This is a genomic window from Rhizobium sp. BK251 (genome assembly GCF_004345245.1).
Taxonomy (GTDB): domain Bacteria; phylum Pseudomonadota; class Alphaproteobacteria; order Rhizobiales; family Rhizobiaceae; genus Rhizobium.
Map to the genome: position 1 here is coordinate 125535 of NZ_SLUQ01000007.1, position 16536 is coordinate 142070.

A 16536-nucleotide genomic window follows, 5' to 3' on the forward strand; every position below is an offset into this window, starting at 1 on the left:
GGCCGGAATGACGGGGAATAAAGCTGTGTCGAACCGCAAGAGGTTTGCCAGCAGTCCGAGCCGGGGCTTGCCCCGGCTTTTTCTTTTGGCGCCGGGCCTCAACCCAACGGTTTCAGCTGCGCATAGGCAGGAAATTTCCTCTCGAACTGCCGTGCCCAGGCAATCAGTCCGCCGCGTCCGTCCTCCCACTGTCCGTTGAAGCGAAGGTCGAGGTAACCGAGCGTTGCGGCAAGGGCGAAATCCCCACCGTTGAGCTTCTTTCCAAGCTTGGGCGGTTCGGCGTTGAGGTGGTCGAGGGCGCGTATCACCTTTGCCCACTGCCGATCGATCCAGGCTGGTGGATCTTCTCCTCTTCCCGGTGCCGGCGCTCGTAGACGATCGCGAGCAGGCAATCGCACGTTCCGTCGCAGAGCGCTTCCACGATCTCCGCAGTCGTCCGCTTGATGTCCTTCGAGGGGTAGAGCCTCTTGCCCTTCATGCGGTGGAAATAATGCATGATGGCGATACTGTCGAAGATCGAAAGGCCGTCATCGGTAAGCAATGTCGGGATCTTGCCGAGGGGATTGTTGTCGACGAGCAAGGAGGGGCCGGCATTTGTATCGACACGGATCTCGTTGAGCTCGATGTCGAGATAGCGGGCCGCCATCCTGACCTTGCTGGAATAGGGCGATGCCGGCGAACAGAGAAGCTTCATGGAATGTCTTTCGGGAGAATTGCGAGGGGTGCGGGCGGTATTGACCACGCTTTGCCGCTAACGGTCAACGTCGCCCGCCGACCGCTCCGTGGTTCATTGCTCGCCTCGCAGCCAGAAAGCGCGGTTCGAGGCGAACCGGTCCTGGGCAAGCAGTTCCTTGAGGGCGGGCAATAGCGCGTGCAGCTCATCCTTCAGCGTAAAGGGCGGGTTGACGATGACGAGCCCCGAACCGGTCAGTCCGGTGAAACCGCGATCACTGCGCACCACGAGTTCCGCGCAGAGCATCTTGGGGATGCCGAGCGCCTGCAGGGCTTCATGAAACTCGGCGATGGGAGCGCTGCGCTTCAGCGGATACCACAGGCAGTAGGTGCCGCCGGGAAAGCGCCGATAGGCCCTGGCGAGACCATCTGCCAGCCGCTCGTATTCGCCCTCGTCCTCGAAGGGCGGATCGACCAGCACGATGCCGCGTTTCTCCTTGGGTGGCAGATGCGCCCCGAGCGCCAGCCAGCCGTCGAGTTCGGTGACCCGCGCATGGTGGTCGCCCTCGAAGAGACGGTGCAGGCTGGCAAAGTCGGCCGGGTGAAGCTCCATGGCCGAGAGCCGGTCCTGCGGGCGAAACAGCATGCGCGCAAGTTTCGGCGATCCGGGGTAAAGCTTGACGGTGCCATCCGGGTTGAGGGCACGCACGGCCGAAAGATAGGGTTCGAGCAGGTCGCTCGCCTGCGAGGGCAGATCCGCCTCCATGAGCCGGCCGATGCCGTCACGCCATTCCCCGGTCTTCTGCGCCTCCTCGGAGGACAGGTCGTAAAGCCCGATGCCGGCATGTGTGTCGAGGACGCGGAAAGCCTTGTCCTTGTTCTGCATGTAGCGGATCAGCCGCGCCAGCACCGCATGTTTCAGCACATCGGCAAAATTGCCCGCATGGTAGATGTGGCGGTAGTTCATTTTCGCTGATGTCCGTGTGAATTCGCGCAATCGTGGATTTTTGTGCCTTTTGGGCGGTCATCGCTTCGCATATAGAAGCCGCATGAATATTGCGACCCCCATACACGCCAAATCAAGAGTTGGCCACACGGCCTGCCCGCATGACTGTCCCTCCACCTGTGCGCTGGAGATAGACCTCACGGAGGACGGCCGCATCGGCCGCCTGCGTGGTGCGGGCGACAACTCATACACATCGGGTGTCATTTGCGCCAAGGTGGCCCGCTACGCCGAACGCCTCTACCATCCGGACCGGCTCATGCATCCGCTTCGGCGCGCCGGTGCCAAAGGGGCAGGGCAGTGGCAGCAGGTGTCATGGGACGACGCACTGGACGAGATCGCCGAGGCTTTCGTCAAGGCGGAAGTGAAGCACGGCAGCGAGGCCATCTGGCCCTATTTCTATGCGGGCACCATGGGCTGGGTGCAGCGCGATTCGATCGAACGCCTGCGGCACGCCAAGCGCTATTCGGGCTTCTTTTCGTCGATCTGCACGAACCCGGCCTGGACCGGCTTCACCATGGCGACGGGCACCCTGCGCGGCCCCGATCCGCGCGAGATCGACCGCACCGATTGCGTGGTCATCTGGGGCACGAACGCCGTTTCCACCCAGGTCAACTTGATGACCCACGCGATCAAGGCGCGCAAGGAACGCGGCGCGCGGATCGTCGTCATCGACATCTACGACAATCCGACGATGAAGCAGGCCGATATCGCCCTCGTCGTGAAGCCCGGCACCGATGCCGCGCTCGCCTGCGCCGTCATGCACGTCGCCTTCCGCGACGGCTATGCCGATCGGGCCTATATGGCGAAATATGCGGATGATCCTGTCGGCCTCGAAGCGCATCTCAGGACGAAGACGCCGGAATGGGCGGCCGCGATCACCGGGCTTTCCGTTGATGAGATCGAGGCATTCGCCAAGCTCGTCGGCACGACGAAGAAGACGTTCTTCCGCCTCGGCTACGGCTTCACGCGCCAGCGCAACGGCGCAGTCGCCATGCATGCGGCCGCCTCGGTCGCGACGGTACTGGGCTCCTGGCAGCATGAGGGCGGCGGCGCCTTCCACTCCAACAGCGATATCTTCCGCATGGACAATTCCGAGCTTACGGGCAAGGGGTTGAAGGATCCCGACATCCGCATGCTCGACCAGTCGCAGATCGGCCGCGTGCTGACGGGCGATGCCGTAGCGCTACGCCACCGCGGTCCGGTGACGGCGATGCTGATCCAGAATACCAACCCGGCGAATATCGCACCCGAGCAGCGGCTGGTGAGGCGCGGCTTTGCCCGCAATGATCTCTTCGTTGCCGTGCACGAGCAGTTCATGACGGAAACGGCCGAAATCGCCGATATCGTCCTGCCGGCCACGATGTTCGTCGAACACGACGATCTCTACCGTGCCGGCGGGCAGAACCATATCCTGCTTGGCCCAAAGCTCGTCGAACCGCCTCCGACCGTGCGCACGAACCTTTTCGTCATCGAGGAGCTTGCCAAGCGCCTTGGGGTCGCCGACCGGCCGGGCTTCGGTTTCACGGCGCGTGAGATGGTCGACCGCATCCTGGAGCGCAGCGGCCTTCCGGACTACGACTACTTCCTCGAGCACAAATGGTTCGATCGACAGCCCGCCTTCGATGAGGCCCATTTCCTGAACGGTTTCGCCCATGCGGACCGCAAGTTCCATTTTCGCCCCGACTGGGTGAACGGTCAGGCGCCGAACAGGCCGCCGGCATCCGTCGGTGCACTCGGTCCTCACGAGGCGCTGCCGGCTTTCCCGGACCAGGTGGACGTCATCGAAGTGGCCGATCCCCAGCACCCCTTCCGGCTTGCCACGTCGCCCGCCCGCAACTTCCTGAATTCGAGCTTCTCGGAGACCAAGACTTCGCGCCAGAAGGAAGGTCGCCCGGAGGTGATGATCAACCCGGCCGATGCCGCGGCCCACGGCGTGGCCCATGGCGATCTCATCCGCATCGGCAATGCGCGCGGCGACCTGCGTATCCACGCCCGGGTGACGACAGAGGTCAAGCCGGGCGTGCTGATTGCCGAAGGCCTATGGCCGAACAAGGCGCATGTCGACGGCGAGGGCATCAATGTCTTGACCGGCGCCGATCCGGTGGCGCCCTATGGCGGCGCTGCCGTCCATGACAACAAGGTTTGGCTTCGCAAGGAACCGGCATGAAGAGCTTCGACAGGGCAAAGGTCGAGATCCTCGGCGATGAGACGCTTGCCGACGAATGGACGCGGCTCAGCCGCTTCACTCTGGACTACACGAACTCGCAGGGCGAGACCCACCGCCTGACGCGGGAGATCTACCACCGCACCCCGGCCGCGACGATCCTGCTCTACGATCCGAAGCGCGACGTTGTCGTCCTCGTCCGTCAGTTCCGCCTTCCGGACCATCTGAACGGCGGATCGGGCTGGCTGATCGAGACGCCGGCCGGGCTCCTCGACGGGGAAGAGCCGGAAGAGGCCATCCGCCGCGAGGCGATGGAGGAGACGGGCTATCGGGTGGGCAGCGTGCTGCCGGTCTTCAAGGCGCTCACGTCACCCGGCTCGGTGACGGAATACATCCATTTCTTCGCCGCCACGATCGATGTGTCGGATCGGGTGGCCGATGGCGGCGGTGTCGCGCATGAGCACGAGGATATCGAAGTTCTGGAAGTGCCGCTCGCCGAGGCCGTTGCCATGATCGAGACCGGCGAGATCCACGACGCCAAGACGATCATGCTGCTGCAGTGGGCCATCCTGAACAGGGATAGATTGACGAAATAAGATCGGGCGGCATCTGCTGCCGCCAAGCGCTGCGAGACGGGATACCGCAAGGTCTTCGCAGCATCCCGTCCGTGCCGGACTACTTGTCGAGGGTCAGCTGAAGGTTGGAGATGCCGGCGACCAGATCGATGCCCTTCTGGGCGTCGACCGAGACGGGCTGCAGGGAGATCGACTTGAGGGAGCCGCCGACGAGAACCTTGGCGCCGCCGCCGAGGCCGAGGCCGGCATCTGCATCAGCTCCGATATAGTCGCCCTGCAGTGCACCTGCCGTATGCTCGGCCGGGGCGAAAACGGCCCACACCATTTTTTCCTTCTTCATCTCACCGATGTCGAGGCCGACGGTTTCAAGTTTGCCGCTGTAGCGCTCGACCGATCCGCCACCCAGCGGGACATAGTCACACTTGAGCTGCTGAGTGGACTCGACGACCAGTCCGACGGACTCGCCGGCGGTGCATTCGAGAGAGCCGGTCTTGATGTGGTCGGCAGCAAAGACTGGCGTGCCGAGAGCAACGCCGGAGACCATGAGGGCGGCGACGGAGAGCTTGGAAATCGTTGTCATGGGAACACCCCTAAGAGTTTGCATGGTGAATTGAACCTATATGGCCTGCAAATTGCGCTTCGACGTGAATATCCCCCCAAAACAACAACTTGCCGCCTGAGTTTCGAGATAGTGCGACATCGCCTCCCAGCAAGGCACTTGCGCGCTGCAGCGATGCGATTGAACAAATGTAGTCGGACTCACCAAAACGACGCCGGAATTTGACTGGCGCTCCAGAGCGGTACAGCGGAATTTTGCGCCGGGCGATCTCCGGCGATCCTGGCGTGCTCGATACTGCAAGGGAGGGCGTGTTCGGCCAGCGTGCCGATCGCGGCGAAATCGAGACGGGGGATGTCAGCCGCGTTCGCGCCATGTTCCGTGGCTGCCGCACAGTCTACAATGACGGCACGCTTCATCCGGTGTGCGTTGGTCGCCTAAGGTTCAGGCCCGGTCGCCAATGAGGGAGATAAGCCGGCCGCCCAAGGTCGGCTCTGTCGTTCCGGTTCCGACAGCCTTGTTCCCCTCCATCTTCACCTTCTCCTCGGCAAAGAGGCGTAGCGCCTGTGGGTAAAGCTGATGCTCGACCGTGAGCACGCGGGCGGCAAGCGTTTCCGCCGTGTCGCCGGCGAGGATGGGCACGGCCGCCTGGCCGATCGACGGCCCTTCATCCATGCCTTCGGTGACGAAATGCACCGTGCAGCCGGCAATGCGCATGCCGGCATCGATAGCCCGCTGATGGGTGTGCAGGCCGGGAAACAGCGGCAGCAGGGAAGGGTGGATGTTGATGATGCGTCCCTCCCAGCGCCGGATGAAGGCGGCGGAAAGCAGGCGCATGTAGCCGGCGAGGCAGATGATGTCAGGCGAGAGCTCGTCGAGCGCGGCGAGGATCGCCGCCTCGTGCGCTTCCTTGCTTTCATAGTCCTTGCGCACGAAGGCGAAGGCCGGGATACCCTCGGCCGCCGCCTTGGCAAGTCCACCGGCATCCGCCTTGTCGGAGAGAACCGCGACGATTTCGGCCGGATAGCCTTCGCCTGCAGCCGCACCGACCAGGGCCATCATGTTCGAGCCGCCACCGGAAATGAAGACGGCGACGCGTTTGCGCGGCGTGCTCATATGGCAAGCGTACCCGTGTAATGGGTACCGGCTGCGCCTTCGGCACGCGCGATCATGCGGCCAAGCCTGATGATCTTCTCACCTTCCGCCTCGAGGGCCTTCGTCACCGCCTCGACATTTTCGGACGCGACGACGGCGATCATGCCGACGCCGCAGTTGAAGGTGCGCAGCATCTCCTTGGCCTCGACGCCACCGGTCTTGGCGAGCCAGGAGAACACCGGAGGTACCTGCACGGCACCGAGATCGATCTCGGCCGCCAACTGCTTCGGCAGCACGCGCGGAATGTTCTCGGGAAAGCCGCCGCCGGTGATGTGAGCGAGAGCCTTGATGGCGCCGGTCTCACGGATCGCCTTGAGGAGCGGCTTCACATAGATGCGCGTCGGCGTCAGCAGCGCCTCGCCAAGCTTCTTTCCTTCGGCGAAGGGAGCAGGGGCATCCCAGGCAAGCCCGGAAAGCGCCACGATCTTGCGGACCAGCGAAAAACCGTTCGAATGGACGCCCGACGATGCGAGGCCGAGGATGACGTCGCCTTCGGCGATATCGGCCGAAGGCAGGAGCTGGCCGCGTTCGGCAGCGCCGACTGCAAAGCCGGCGAGATCGTAGTCGCCGTCCGAATACATTCCCGGCATTTCGGCTGTCTCGCCGCCGATCAGCGCGCAACCTGCCTCGCGGCATCCCGAGGCAATGCCGCCGACGATCGCCGCACCCTGGTCGGGGTCGAGCTTGCCCGTCGCGAAATAGTCGAGGAAGAACAGCGGCTCGGCGCCTTGAACGACGAGATCGTTGACGCACATGGCCACAAGGTCGATGCCGACGGTCTCGTGGTAGTCGGCATCGATCGCGATCTTCAGCTTGGTGCCGACGCCGTCGTTGGCTGCGACCAGCACCGGATCGGTGAAGCCCGCCGCCTTGAGGTCGAACAGCCCTCCGAAGCCGCCGATCTCGCCGTCGGCGCCGGGACGACGGGTCGAGCGCACCGCCGGCTTGATCTTCTCGACCATCAGGTTGCCGGCATCGATGTCGACGCCCGCGTCGCTATAGGTCAGACCGTTCTTTCCAGACTGGCTCATGCTTTCGTCTCCGATGGCTGCCACGGCACGTCTTCCGCCGCTCGGCTTGATTGCCGGTGGCCATTGCATGACAAAGGGCCTCTATGCAAGCGGTTGCCATAGGAAGCCCCGCTTTTTTGCCGGTTTCAACCCCCGCAACCGGCGACCATTTACCGCCAGCGCAGAATTTGCGACCGTCGCCCCGAAGCAGGGAAGAAAATTAGACGGGCCGACACAAATTGACCATTCCCAACATCATCACCATTGCGCGCCTCCTGGCGGTTCCGGTTCTCGTCTACGTCATGCTGCGTGGTTCGGCAGGGGCGGCATTCTGGATCGTGCTGCTCGCGGGATTGTCCGACGGGCTGGATGGCGTGATCGCCCGGCACTTCCGCCAGCAGTCCAGGCTTGGCGCCTGGCTCGATCCGATTGCCGACAAGCTGCTGCTTGTGACGACCTACGTCATGCTGGGTGTGACCGGCCACCTCCCGGATTGGCTGGTCATTCTGATCGTTTCGCGCGACGTGCTGATCGTGAGTGGCGTTCTCCTGGCAAGCCTCATGGGCAAGCCGTTGAAGATCTCGCCGCTGTTCATATCCAAGGCGAACACGGCCGCGCAGGTGTTCCTGGCGGTGTTCGTTCTGGCGATGCTGGCCTTCGGCTTTGAGGGCGGCGCCTTTACGAGCCTCTTGATACTTATCACCGCAGGCTTGACCATTCTCTCGGCCGCATCCTATTTCCTCTTATGGATGCGCCACATGAACGGCGCTTCGCAGGGCTAAATGGGCGCCGGCGACAAATCGACCACCGAGGAGCAAGATGCCACAGCAATTTAGCGGAGCGGGTCTCAAGCGTCAGGCGGTCTTCTGGCTCGCTGTGCTGCTCTTCTGCATCATCTTCCTCTATGTGTTCAGCGCGATCCTTCTGCCATTCGTCGCCGGCATGGCGGTCGCCTATTTCCTCGATCCGGTTGCAGACTGGCTCGAAAGGCGCGGCCTCAGCCGCCTCATGGCAACCATCGTCATCCTGATCGCCTTCGTCGTCGTCTTTGCGCTGGCGTTGGTGATCCTGATCCCGATCCTGATCACGCAGTTCAACGATTTTGCCGGACGCCTGCCGGGCTACATCACCCAGCTGCAGGAATTCATCGCCAATTCGCAGAACGTGTTCCTGCCGGAATGGGCAAAGAGCCAACTGGATACGATCAGGAACAATTTCTCGAGCATACTTACGGAGGGTGTCGGCTTCATCGGCAGCCTCTTCGCGCAGCTCTGGAATTCGGGCAAGGCGATCGTCGACGTCATTTCGCTGCTCATCGTTACCCCGGTCGTCGCCTTCTACATCCTCCTCGATTGGGACCGCATGATCGCCAAGGTCGATGCCTGGGTTCCACGCGACTACGTGCAGACCGTGCGCCAGATCGCCCGCGAGATGGATCAGGCGATCGCCGGGTTCATTCGTGGCCAGGGCTCGCTCTGCATCATCCTTGGCGTCTATTACGGCGTCGGCCTGTCGCTCGTCGGCCTCAATTTCGGGCTGCTCATCGGTCTGTTTGCCGGCATGATCAGCTTCATCCCCTATGTCGGGTCGATGGTCGGCCTCGTGCTTGCGATCGGCGTTGCGAGCGTCCAGTTCTGGCCGGACTACGGGTGGATCGTCCTCGTGGCCGGTGTCTTCTTCAGTGGCCAATTCCTCGAAGGCAATATCCTGCAGCCGAAACTCGTCGGCTCGAGCGTCGGACTGCATCCCGTCTGGCTGATGTTTGCCCTCTTCGCCTTCGGCGCGCTCTTCGGTTTCGTCGGTCTCCTGATCGCGGTGCCCGCAGCGGCGGCCGTCGGCGTCCTTGTCCGTTTCGCGCTTTCGCGATACCTTCAGAGTGACCTTTATCATGGACGCTCCCCCGGCGAACCGGTGCGAAAGGCAAAGGCCTCAAACCCGGAATAACAGGTTCTGACTATCAATGAGCGACGTGAAGAATGCTGATCAGAGGCGCCGCAGCGCCGAACAGCTGCCCCTGGTCTTTACCCATGACGCGGCGACCGGAAGGGACGATCTGCTGATCTCCAACCGGCTGAGCGCGGCTGTGGCGATCGTGGATGCGTGGCCGGACTGGCCGTCGCCCGTGGTGATCCTGGCCGGCCCGGTGGGCTCGGGAAAATCGCACCTCGCCAGCATTTGGAAAGAGCGCAGCGGTGCGGCCTACATCCGTCCGACGGCTGGATCGGACGCGGCGGTTGAGGCAGCCCATGGCCCGGTAATCTTCGAGGACGTGGACCGGGAGGGCTTCGACGACACGGAGCTTTTCCACGTCATCAACAGCGTGCGGGAAAACGGCACGGCGCTTCTGATGACGAGCCGCCTTTGGCCGATGTCCTGGCCCGTCACATTGCCCGACCTGCGTTCGCGCCTGAAGGCGGCCACCATCGTGGAGATCGGTGAGCCGGATGATGAGCTGCTGTCCCAGGTGATCGTCAAGCTCTTTGCCGACCGCCAGCTTTATATTGATGACAAACTGGTCCAATACATTGTCAATCGCATGGAAAGGTCGCTCAACGCGGCCCAGACCATCGTCGACAGGCTCGACCGCCAGGCGCTGTCCCGCGGTACGAAAATTACCCGAAGTCTCGCCGCCGAGGTATTGAATGAATTGGGAAATTCCGGTCCTGGCGATTGACTGTCACAGTTCCGTCGTGAAACTGTTATACGTGGCAAATGAACGAAAGTTGGCGGGCAGGTGATGGATACGGCACTCACGGAACAGAAGGAAGCCAACGGGACAGCCGCCGAGGCTCCTGCCGAAAACCCGCTGTTCAGCAGCCCGGATCGCTTCGTAAACCGCGAATTCTCGTGGCTGCAGTTCAACCGTCGCGTTCTTGAGGAAACGCTGAACACGGCCCACCCGTTGCTGGAGCGCGTTCGCTTCCTGTCGATCTCCGCCGCAAACCTCGACGAATTCTTCATGGTGCGGGTCGCCGGCCTGGAGGGCCAGGTTCGGCAGAACATCGCCATGCGCAGCCCGGACGGCAAGACGCCCGCCGAACAGCTCGACGACATCCTGCGCGAGATCGACAACCTGCAGATGGAGCAGCAGGCCTCGCTCGCCGTGCTTCAGCAATATCTAGCCAAGGAAGATATCCTCATCGTCCGGCCGGCCGCTCTGACCGAAACAGAGCGCCAATGGCTTGCGCAGGAGTTCGAGCAGGCGATCTTCCCGGTCCTGACGCCGCTCTCCATCGACCCGGCTCATCCTTTCCCGTTCATACCGAACCTCGGCTTTTCGATCGGCCTGCAGCTGGTCAGCAAGCGCGGCCGCGATCCGATGACGGCGCTCCTGCGCCTTCCGCCGGCGCTGGATCGCTTCGTCCGCCTGCCGGACGACAGGAATGTCATTCGCTACATCACGCTCGAAGACGTGGTGAATGTCTTCATCCATCGTCTCTATCCCGGCTATGAGGTGAAGGGTTCCGGTACCTTCCGCATCATCCGGGACAGCGATATCGAAGTCGAGGAAGAGGCCGAGGACCTCGTGCGCTTCTTCGAGACGGCCCTCAAGCGGCGGCGCCGCGGGTCGGTGATCCGCATCGAGACGGATTCGGAAATGCCGGCCTCTCTCCGGCAGTTCGTCGTCCATGCCCTCAATGTCCCGGACAACCGCGTCGCCGTCCTGCCTGGCCTCCTCGCGCTCAACACGCTGTCGGAGATCACCAAGGCACCGCGCGACGACCTGCGATTTCCCCCCTACAATGCGCGATTTCCCGAACGCGTCCGAGAACACGCCGGAGATTGCCTCGCTGCCATCCGCGAAAAGGACATGGTGGTCCACCATCCCTATGAATCCTTCGACGTGGTGGTCCAGTTTCTGCTCCAGGCTGCGCGCGACCCGGATGTGGTGGCGATAAAGCAAACCCTCTACCGCACGTCCAATGACAGCCCGATCGTGCGGGCGCTCATCGACGCGGCCGAGATGGGCAAGTCGGTGACGGCGCTCGTGGAACTCAAGGCGCGTTTCGACGAGGAAGCCAATATCCGTTGGGCGCGCGACCTTGAGCGCGCCGGCGTGCAGGTCGTCTTCGGCTTCATCGAGCTCAAGACCCACGCGAAGATGTCCATGGTCGTGCGCCGCGAGGACGGCCGCCTCAGGACCTACTGCCATCTCGGCACCGGCAACTACCATCCGGTGACGGCGAAGATCTATACGGACCTGTCCTTCTTCACCTGCAATCCGAAGATCGCCCACGACATGGCGAACATCTTCAACTTCATCACCGGTTATGGCGAGCCCGAGGGCGACATGAAGCTCGCCGTGTCGCCCTATTCGCTGCGTTCGCGCATCCTCAAGCATATCGAGGATGAGATTGCCCATCGGAAGCGGGGTGCGCCGGCGGCGATCTGGATGAAGTTGAACGCGCTGGTCGATCCGGACATCATCGACGCGCTCTATGCCGCCAGCCACGCCGGCGTTGAGATCGATCTCGTCATTCGCGGCATATGCTGCCTGCGCCCGCAGATCCCGGGCCTTTCGGACAATATCCGCGTCAAGTCGATCGTCGGGCGGTTCCTCGAACACAGCCGGATATTCTGCTTCGGCAATGGCCACGGCCTGCCGTCGGACAAGGCGCTCGTCTATATCGGCTCGGCCGACATGATGCCGCGCAACCTCGATCGTCGCGTCGAAACGCTCGTCCCCCTCATCAATCCGACGGTGCACGAGCAGGTTCTTTCACAGATCATGCTGGGCAACTTGATTGACAATCAGCAGAGCTACGAGATATTGCCCGACGGTACGTCCCGGCGCATCGAGGTGCGCAAGGGAGAGGAACCGTTCAATGCGCAGCATTACTTCATGACGAATCCCAGTCTTTCGGGCCGTGGTGAAGCATTGAAATCCAGTGCGCCGAAACTGATTGCCGGGCTGCTTTCCGGCCGTAGCAAATAAACTGGAATTGCATGGTTGAATCAGAAGCCCAGGGGCGCCTTCCGGGAATAGCCCCGGTGTCCGTTGTCGACATCGGATCGAATTCCATTCGTCTGGTCGTCTACGAGGGGCTGTCCCGGTCACCCACCATTCTCTTCAACGAGAAGGTTCTGTGCGGTCTCGGCAAGGGTATCGCGCTGACCGGCAAGATGGACGAGGAGAGCGTCAAGCGCGCGCTCGCTGCCCTCCACCGCTTCAAGGCCCTCTCGACCCAGGCGCGCGCCTCGACCATGTTCGTGCTGGCGACCGCCGCGGCGCGCGAGGCGAGCAACGGCCCGGACTTCATTCATCAGGCGGAGGTGATCCTCGGTCGCCACATCCGCATACTCTCGGGCGAGGAGGAAGCGCGCTTCTCGGCGCTCGGCATCATCAGCGGCTTCTTCAATCCGGATGGCATCGCCGGCGATCTCGGCGGCGGCTCGCTGGAACTCATCGACATCAAGGGCAAGGAGATGGGCAAGGGGATCACCCTGCCGCTCGGCGGCCTGCGCCTGTCGGAATATGCCGGCGGACTTGTGCAGAAGGCGCGCATCTTCGCGCGTCGGCATGTGAAGACCGCCAAGCTCCTGGAGAAGGGCGCGGGACGCACTTTCTATGCGGTTGGCGGCACCTGGCGAAACATCGCCAAGCTGCACATGGAGATCACCAAATATCCACTGCATATGATGCAGGGCTATGAAGTGCCCTTGGACACCATGATGCAGTTCCTCGATCAGGTCGCCGAAAGCCGGGATTCCAAGGAACCTGCTCTCCAGGCTGTCTCCAAGCATCGCCGTTCGCTCCTGCCCTTCGGCGCAGTCGCGATGAAGGAAGTGCTGAGCGAGATGAAGCCCTCCGTCATCTCGTTTTCGGGGCAGGGGGTTCGCGAAGGCTATCTCTATTCGCTGCTGAGCGAGCACGAGCAGAGGCACGATCCCTTGCTTTCGGCGGCCGGTGAACTCGCGATCCTGAGAGCGCGTTCGCCCGAACATGCGCGCGAGCTGGCCGAATGGACTGGCCGAATGATGCCGCTCTTCGGCGTTCAGGAAACGGATGAGGAGAGCCGCTATCGCCAGGCAGCCTGTCTGCTCGCCGATATCAGCTGGCGCGCGCACCCGGACTATCGAGGGCTGCAGGCGCTGAACATCATCGCCCATTCCTCCTTCGTCGGAATCAGCCATCCGGGACGGGCGTTTATCGCGCTTGCCAACTACTACCGTTTCGAGGGCCTGAATGACGACGGCGCGACTGGGCCGCTTGCGACCATTGCCGGCCCCCAGTTCATCGAGCGTGCGAAGCTGCTCGGCGGGATACTGCGCGTCGTCTATCTCTTTTCGGCTTCGATGCCGGGCATCGTGCGCGACCTTACCTTCCGCCGGGCGTCGAGCCCCGATCTCGACCTCGAATTCGTCGTTCCGCCGGAATATCGCGACTTTGCCGGCGAGCGCCTCGACGGCCGCCTCCAGCAGCTCGCGAAGCTCACCAACAAGCGCCTGGCCTTTCGGTTCGAGTAAGCGACGGGCGACAGTCCATCGCCGGTATATGCCCTTCACGCGACCGACCGGTTTCGTCACCTCACGAAAAGAGACGGCGCATTGCGCCGTCCCCAGTCTGCCGACAAACGTCTTGTGGTTCGACACACTTTGATTTTCCGTCATTCCGGCCTTGAGCCGGAATCCAGCCGATCGCGCGTCTGCGCGGCGAAAGAGCCTCTTGCGATCAAGGACTTGATCGCGCTGGATACCGGCTCAAGGCGGGTATGACGGGGTGGGTATATTGCCGCCCTCCAAACAATTAATCGGGCCGACGGCTTTGTCGGCAGTCTCGAGGCGGTGCAAGGCACCGCCTCCATAGTTTCCGGAGGTTGTCGGATTACTTCGCGTTCAGGAACTCGCCGACTTCCAGAAGGCTGAACTCGTTGTCGTCGGCCTTGTCGACGGCACGGCCGGCGGAGAAGGGCAGGTTGTTGTCGTTGCCGATGACGATATGGGTCGCGTCGACGCGGTCGACGTTCTCGATCGTGACGAACGGCATGTCGTAGACGCCCGGCTTGGCTCCGGCCTTCTTCCTGTTGTCCGGATCCTGGATGTTGAGCAGGTCGATATAGCCGATCTTGCGCACGGCCTTGCCGACATTGGCATCGTTAAACTCGATCTTGTAGACGCGTTTCAGCTCGGCCGGCGCCTCGAAGCAATCGGGCTTCGGCTGCTTGGGATCGGCGCAGGCCTTGTCCTTCGTGCCGGCGCCGTTGTCACGCTCGATGACGAGGGCTGTCGTCTCGTCCAGCATGTTGAAATCGCCGATCGAAGCGCCCTTGTCGGCGAAGGGATAGAGCCAGCTGCGGCCGGTCCACTTCTTGGAAGCGACGTCGAATTCGAGGACGCGGATCGCGGTGTGGCCGTCGACCGTCTCCATCTTGCCGTCATCCTGGTAGATCGCGCCTTCGAGCAATCCGTAGAGCTTCGAGCCGTCCTTCGACATGGCGAGGCCCTCGAATCCGCCGGAGCGCTTCAGGTTGAAGGCGGCCATCTTCGCGGCCGGATTGGCCGGCGTCGAGATGACCGGATTGTCCGGCGACATGACGGGCTTGCCGTCGAGCGTCGTCGGGATGACGTCCGTCAGGCGACCTTCGGTGTCCACCTTCAGGAGATACGGCCCGAACTCGTCGCCGAGCCAGAAGCCGTCGGTGACGGGCTGAACGGATTCGATGTCGAAGTCCGCGCCGGTCAGATAGCGCTTGTCGCTGCCCTCGAGAACGATCGGGAAGGGTGCAATCCTGTTGGGGTCGGAGAGGAAGAGGTTCTTGACGACCTCGGCCTTGCCGCCTTCCCAGTCGAACTTGATCTGATGGAGAAACAGCATCGCATCGCTGGAGGTTGCCTTCGAGCCGAAGCCGTTGTCGGAGAGCGTCCAGAAGGTGCCGTCGGCCATCGTCTTGATGCCGGAGAAGCCCTGGATCGGCTGGCCGTCGAAGGGAAGCTTGAGGTCGGTGACGCGCGCGCCGTCCTTGCCGGGAACCGTGCCGAGCGCCTCGGTGCGCTTGCGGTCCGGCGTGGTGAACTTGCCCGAATGCTTGAGGAATTCCGGCGCGTCGGCCGGAGCCGGCACCATTGTGTTGGCCGGAATTATGGCCTGGCCGGCGAGCTTTGCCGTGAAGACCGTCTCATCGGCATGCGCGGAGGCTGCAATCATGAAAAAAAGCGCTGTGGAAGCAAAAAGGAATTTCGTCATCGTGTCACCTTGCAGGAGGATTGGCGAGGATGCCCGCTTAGCAGGTGACTGATGTCGGCCGCTTGAAGCTTCGGTGAAGCTTTGGTGACGCCCGTTCTTCGTCTTTATTTGATCTGTTGCCGGCCGGGGCCATTGAGCGCGGCAACCGAGGAAGTCAGCGCCATGACGCCGAGCGTCTGTCCACGTCCCTTTACCGCATGGCTGCCGAGATCCTCCCCCTGGACCGTATCCGGCAGGGTCATGCGGTTGGCAAGATCGGTGGAAATCAGCACGGGGCGGTTCAGGCTCCGGCAGAGTGTCTCCAGCCTCGCGGTCGTGTTCACCGTATCGCCGAAAAAGCTGATCTTGTGATGGTCGATGCCGACTTCGGCGGTGATGACGAAGCCGCCGTGCAGAGCGGCCCTCAGCCTCGGGACTTGCCCGAAATTCTGCAACCAGGTTTCTGCATTGTCCTCGATTGCATTCAGGATATCGAAGATGCATTTGACGCAGCGTGCGTCCCTTATCCCGCGCTCCAACGGCCAGGTGATGATCGCCGCATCGCCGACATAGTCGTCGATCGTGCCCTTGCTGTGCCGGACCGGCTCCGCGAACTCCGCGAAGAGGGCGCTCAGATACTGCTGCGCGCGCAGGTCGCCGTACCTCTCCGCAAAGGGCGTCGAGCCGACCAGATCGATGAACAGGAAGATGCGCTCCTCCTTCACCGGATTGCGGTAGCGGCTGACGATCATGCTCAGGAAGACGTCACGTCCGAGAAGCTCCCGCACGCGAAGAATGAAGATCAGCACGCCGCACATCACCAGCGAATAGAGCAGCACGTTGAACGGAAGGATGAGGAAGTCCGTCCATACTGCCTTCTCGAAGCGACCGACGAACCAGAGCAACAGCCCCGCAAGCGTGAAGCCGATGTTCATGAGAATGATGTAGGCCACCAGCTCGACAGCGATGTAGGCGAGTGTCGGCAGCTTCTGCATTCGCCTCGAAAGCTTGCGGAAGAAGACCTTCCGCTCGAAGGCGAGTATGGGCATGCCGATGAAAAGGGCGAAGATCGCCCCGACGATCGGCGTTCCGGATGCGAACAGCAAGTCGTATAGGACACCGCTTCCTGCAATGAAGATCGCGATGAGTGCCCAGTTCTGGGCCGGAGTTATTTCCCGCATTCCACCAATCTGGCCGTTACGTTGCGTCGAGCCATTCTTTCAGGCGTCGTGGC

The 16536-nt window shown here is 62.3% G+C and carries 13 protein-coding genes and 1 pseudogene; 7 read left to right on the forward strand and 7 right to left on the reverse strand.

Features of this window, described 5'->3' with window-relative positions; all coding sequences use genetic code 11:
* Positions 1–98: 98 nt before the first annotated feature.
* Both EV286_RS18605 and EV286_RS18610 read right to left on the reverse strand, forming a co-directional pair.
* A pseudogene (locus EV286_RS18605) lies at positions 99–694 on the reverse strand (glutathione S-transferase).
* 93 nt (positions 695–787) lie between these two features.
* Positions 788–1639 (reverse strand): 23S rRNA (adenine(2030)-N(6))-methyltransferase RlmJ, encoded by an 852-nt coding sequence (locus tag EV286_RS18610; RefSeq protein WP_132958659.1) that lies wholly within the window; start codon positions 1637–1639, stop codon positions 788–790.
* A gap of 16 nt (positions 1640–1655) precedes the next feature.
* On the opposite strand from EV286_RS18610, the gene EV286_RS18615 reads away from it, so the two are divergent.
* Entirely contained in the window at positions 1656–3845 is a 2190-nt protein-coding gene (locus EV286_RS18615) for a molybdopterin oxidoreductase family protein (RefSeq protein WP_132958660.1), read from the forward strand.
* The gene (locus EV286_RS18620) at positions 3842–4438 is read left to right on the forward strand and encodes an NUDIX domain-containing protein (protein WP_132958661.1); all 597 of its coding nucleotides are present in this window, start codon (positions 3842–3844) and stop codon (positions 4436–4438) included. Before EV286_RS18615 ends, EV286_RS18620 begins: the two co-directional genes overlap by 4 nt.
* 79 nt (positions 4439–4517) lie before the next feature.
* On the opposite strand, the gene EV286_RS18625 is transcribed toward EV286_RS18620, so the two are convergent.
* The 3 genes from EV286_RS18625 to purM form a co-directional block, all read right to left on the reverse strand.
* Positions 4518–4997 (reverse strand): DUF992 domain-containing protein, encoded by a 480-nt coding sequence (locus EV286_RS18625; protein WP_165932884.1) that lies wholly within the window; start codon positions 4995–4997, stop codon positions 4518–4520.
* 420 nt (positions 4998–5417) lie between these two features.
* Complete coding sequence (purN, locus tag EV286_RS18630) at positions 5418–6089, reverse strand: phosphoribosylglycinamide formyltransferase (protein WP_132958663.1); 672 nt, start codon at positions 6087–6089, stop codon at positions 5418–5420.
* Entirely contained in the window at positions 6086–7159 is a 1074-nt protein-coding gene (gene purM / locus EV286_RS18635) for a phosphoribosylformylglycinamidine cyclo-ligase (RefSeq protein WP_132958664.1), read from the reverse strand. The genes purN and purM overlap by 4 nt, the downstream gene beginning before the upstream one ends.
* A gap of 218 nt (positions 7160–7377) precedes the next feature.
* On the opposite strand from purM, the gene EV286_RS18640 reads away from it, so the two are divergent.
* From EV286_RS18640 to ppx, 5 genes are all read left to right on the forward strand, one after another.
* Positions 7378–7920: a CDP-alcohol phosphatidyltransferase family protein gene (locus tag EV286_RS18640; protein ID WP_132958665.1), complete on the forward strand. Its 543-nt coding sequence runs from the start codon at positions 7378–7380 to the stop codon at positions 7918–7920.
* A 37-nt stretch (positions 7921–7957) separates the two neighbouring features.
* Positions 7958–9082: an AI-2E family transporter gene (locus EV286_RS18645; protein WP_132958666.1), complete on the forward strand. Its 1125-nt coding sequence runs from the start codon at positions 7958–7960 to the stop codon at positions 9080–9082.
* 16 nt (positions 9083–9098) lie between these two features.
* Positions 9099–9812, forward strand: a complete 714-nt coding sequence (gene hdaA, locus EV286_RS18650) for a DnaA regulatory inactivator HdaA (RefSeq protein WP_132958667.1) — start codon at positions 9099–9101, stop codon at positions 9810–9812.
* 63 nt (positions 9813–9875) lie between these two features.
* Positions 9876–12074: an RNA degradosome polyphosphate kinase gene (locus EV286_RS18655; protein ID WP_132958668.1), complete on the forward strand. Its 2199-nt coding sequence runs from the start codon at positions 9876–9878 to the stop codon at positions 12072–12074.
* Positions 12075–12085: 11 nt separating this feature from the next.
* The gene (gene ppx, locus EV286_RS18660) at positions 12086–13606 is read left to right on the forward strand and encodes an exopolyphosphatase (protein ID WP_132958669.1); all 1521 of its coding nucleotides are present in this window, start codon (positions 12086–12088) and stop codon (positions 13604–13606) included.
* Positions 13607–13964: 358 nt separating this feature from the next.
* Here the strand turns inward: ppx and EV286_RS18665 are convergent, their stop codons facing one another.
* Together EV286_RS18665 and EV286_RS18670 are read right to left on the reverse strand one after the other, a co-directional pair.
* Positions 13965–15323 carry an esterase-like activity of phytase family protein gene (locus EV286_RS18665; protein ID WP_132958670.1) on the reverse strand — a complete coding sequence of 453 codons (1359 nt, stop codon included), beginning with the start codon at positions 15321–15323 and terminating at the stop codon, positions 13965–13967.
* Between the two features lie 104 nt (positions 15324–15427).
* On the reverse strand, positions 15428–16483 hold the full coding sequence (locus EV286_RS18670; RefSeq protein WP_132958671.1) for an adenylate/guanylate cyclase domain-containing protein: 1056 nt from the start codon (positions 16481–16483) through the stop codon (positions 15428–15430).
* Positions 16484–16536 lie beyond the last annotated feature (53 nt).

What these genes read in the sequence shown, in the direction of transcription:
- EV286_RS18610 (WP_132958659.1), bottom strand. Translation starts at nt 1,639, where the DNA reads ATGAACTACCGCCACATCTACCATGCGGGCAATTTTGCCGATGTGCTG.
- EV286_RS18620 (WP_132958661.1), top strand. Translation starts at nt 3,842, where the DNA reads ATGAAGAGCTTCGACAGGGCAAAGGTCGAGATCCTCGGCGATGAGACG.
- EV286_RS18625 (WP_165932884.1), bottom strand. Translation starts at nt 4,997, where the DNA reads ATGACAACGATTTCCAAGCTCTCCGTCGCCGCCCTCATGGTCTCCGGC.
- purN (WP_132958663.1), bottom strand. Translation starts at nt 6,089, where the DNA reads ATGAGCACGCCGCGCAAACGCGTCGCCGTCTTCATTTCCGGTGGCGGC.
- purM (WP_132958664.1), bottom strand. Translation starts at nt 7,159, where the DNA reads ATGAGCCAGTCTGGAAAGAACGGTCTGACCTATAGCGACGCGGGCGTC.
- EV286_RS18645 (WP_132958666.1), top strand. Translation starts at nt 7,958, where the DNA reads ATGCCACAGCAATTTAGCGGAGCGGGTCTCAAGCGTCAGGCGGTCTTC.
- hdaA (WP_132958667.1), top strand. Translation starts at nt 9,099, where the DNA reads ATGAGCGACGTGAAGAATGCTGATCAGAGGCGCCGCAGCGCCGAACAG.
- EV286_RS18655 (WP_132958668.1), top strand. Translation starts at nt 9,876, where the DNA reads ATGGATACGGCACTCACGGAACAGAAGGAAGCCAACGGGACAGCCGCC.
- ppx (WP_132958669.1), top strand. Translation starts at nt 12,086, where the DNA reads ATGGTTGAATCAGAAGCCCAGGGGCGCCTTCCGGGAATAGCCCCGGTG.
- EV286_RS18665 (WP_132958670.1), bottom strand. Translation starts at nt 15,323, where the DNA reads ATGACGAAATTCCTTTTTGCTTCCACAGCGCTTTTTTTCATGATTGCA.
- EV286_RS18670 (WP_132958671.1), bottom strand. Translation starts at nt 16,483, where the DNA reads ATGCGGGAAATAACTCCGGCCCAGAACTGGGCACTCATCGCGATCTTC.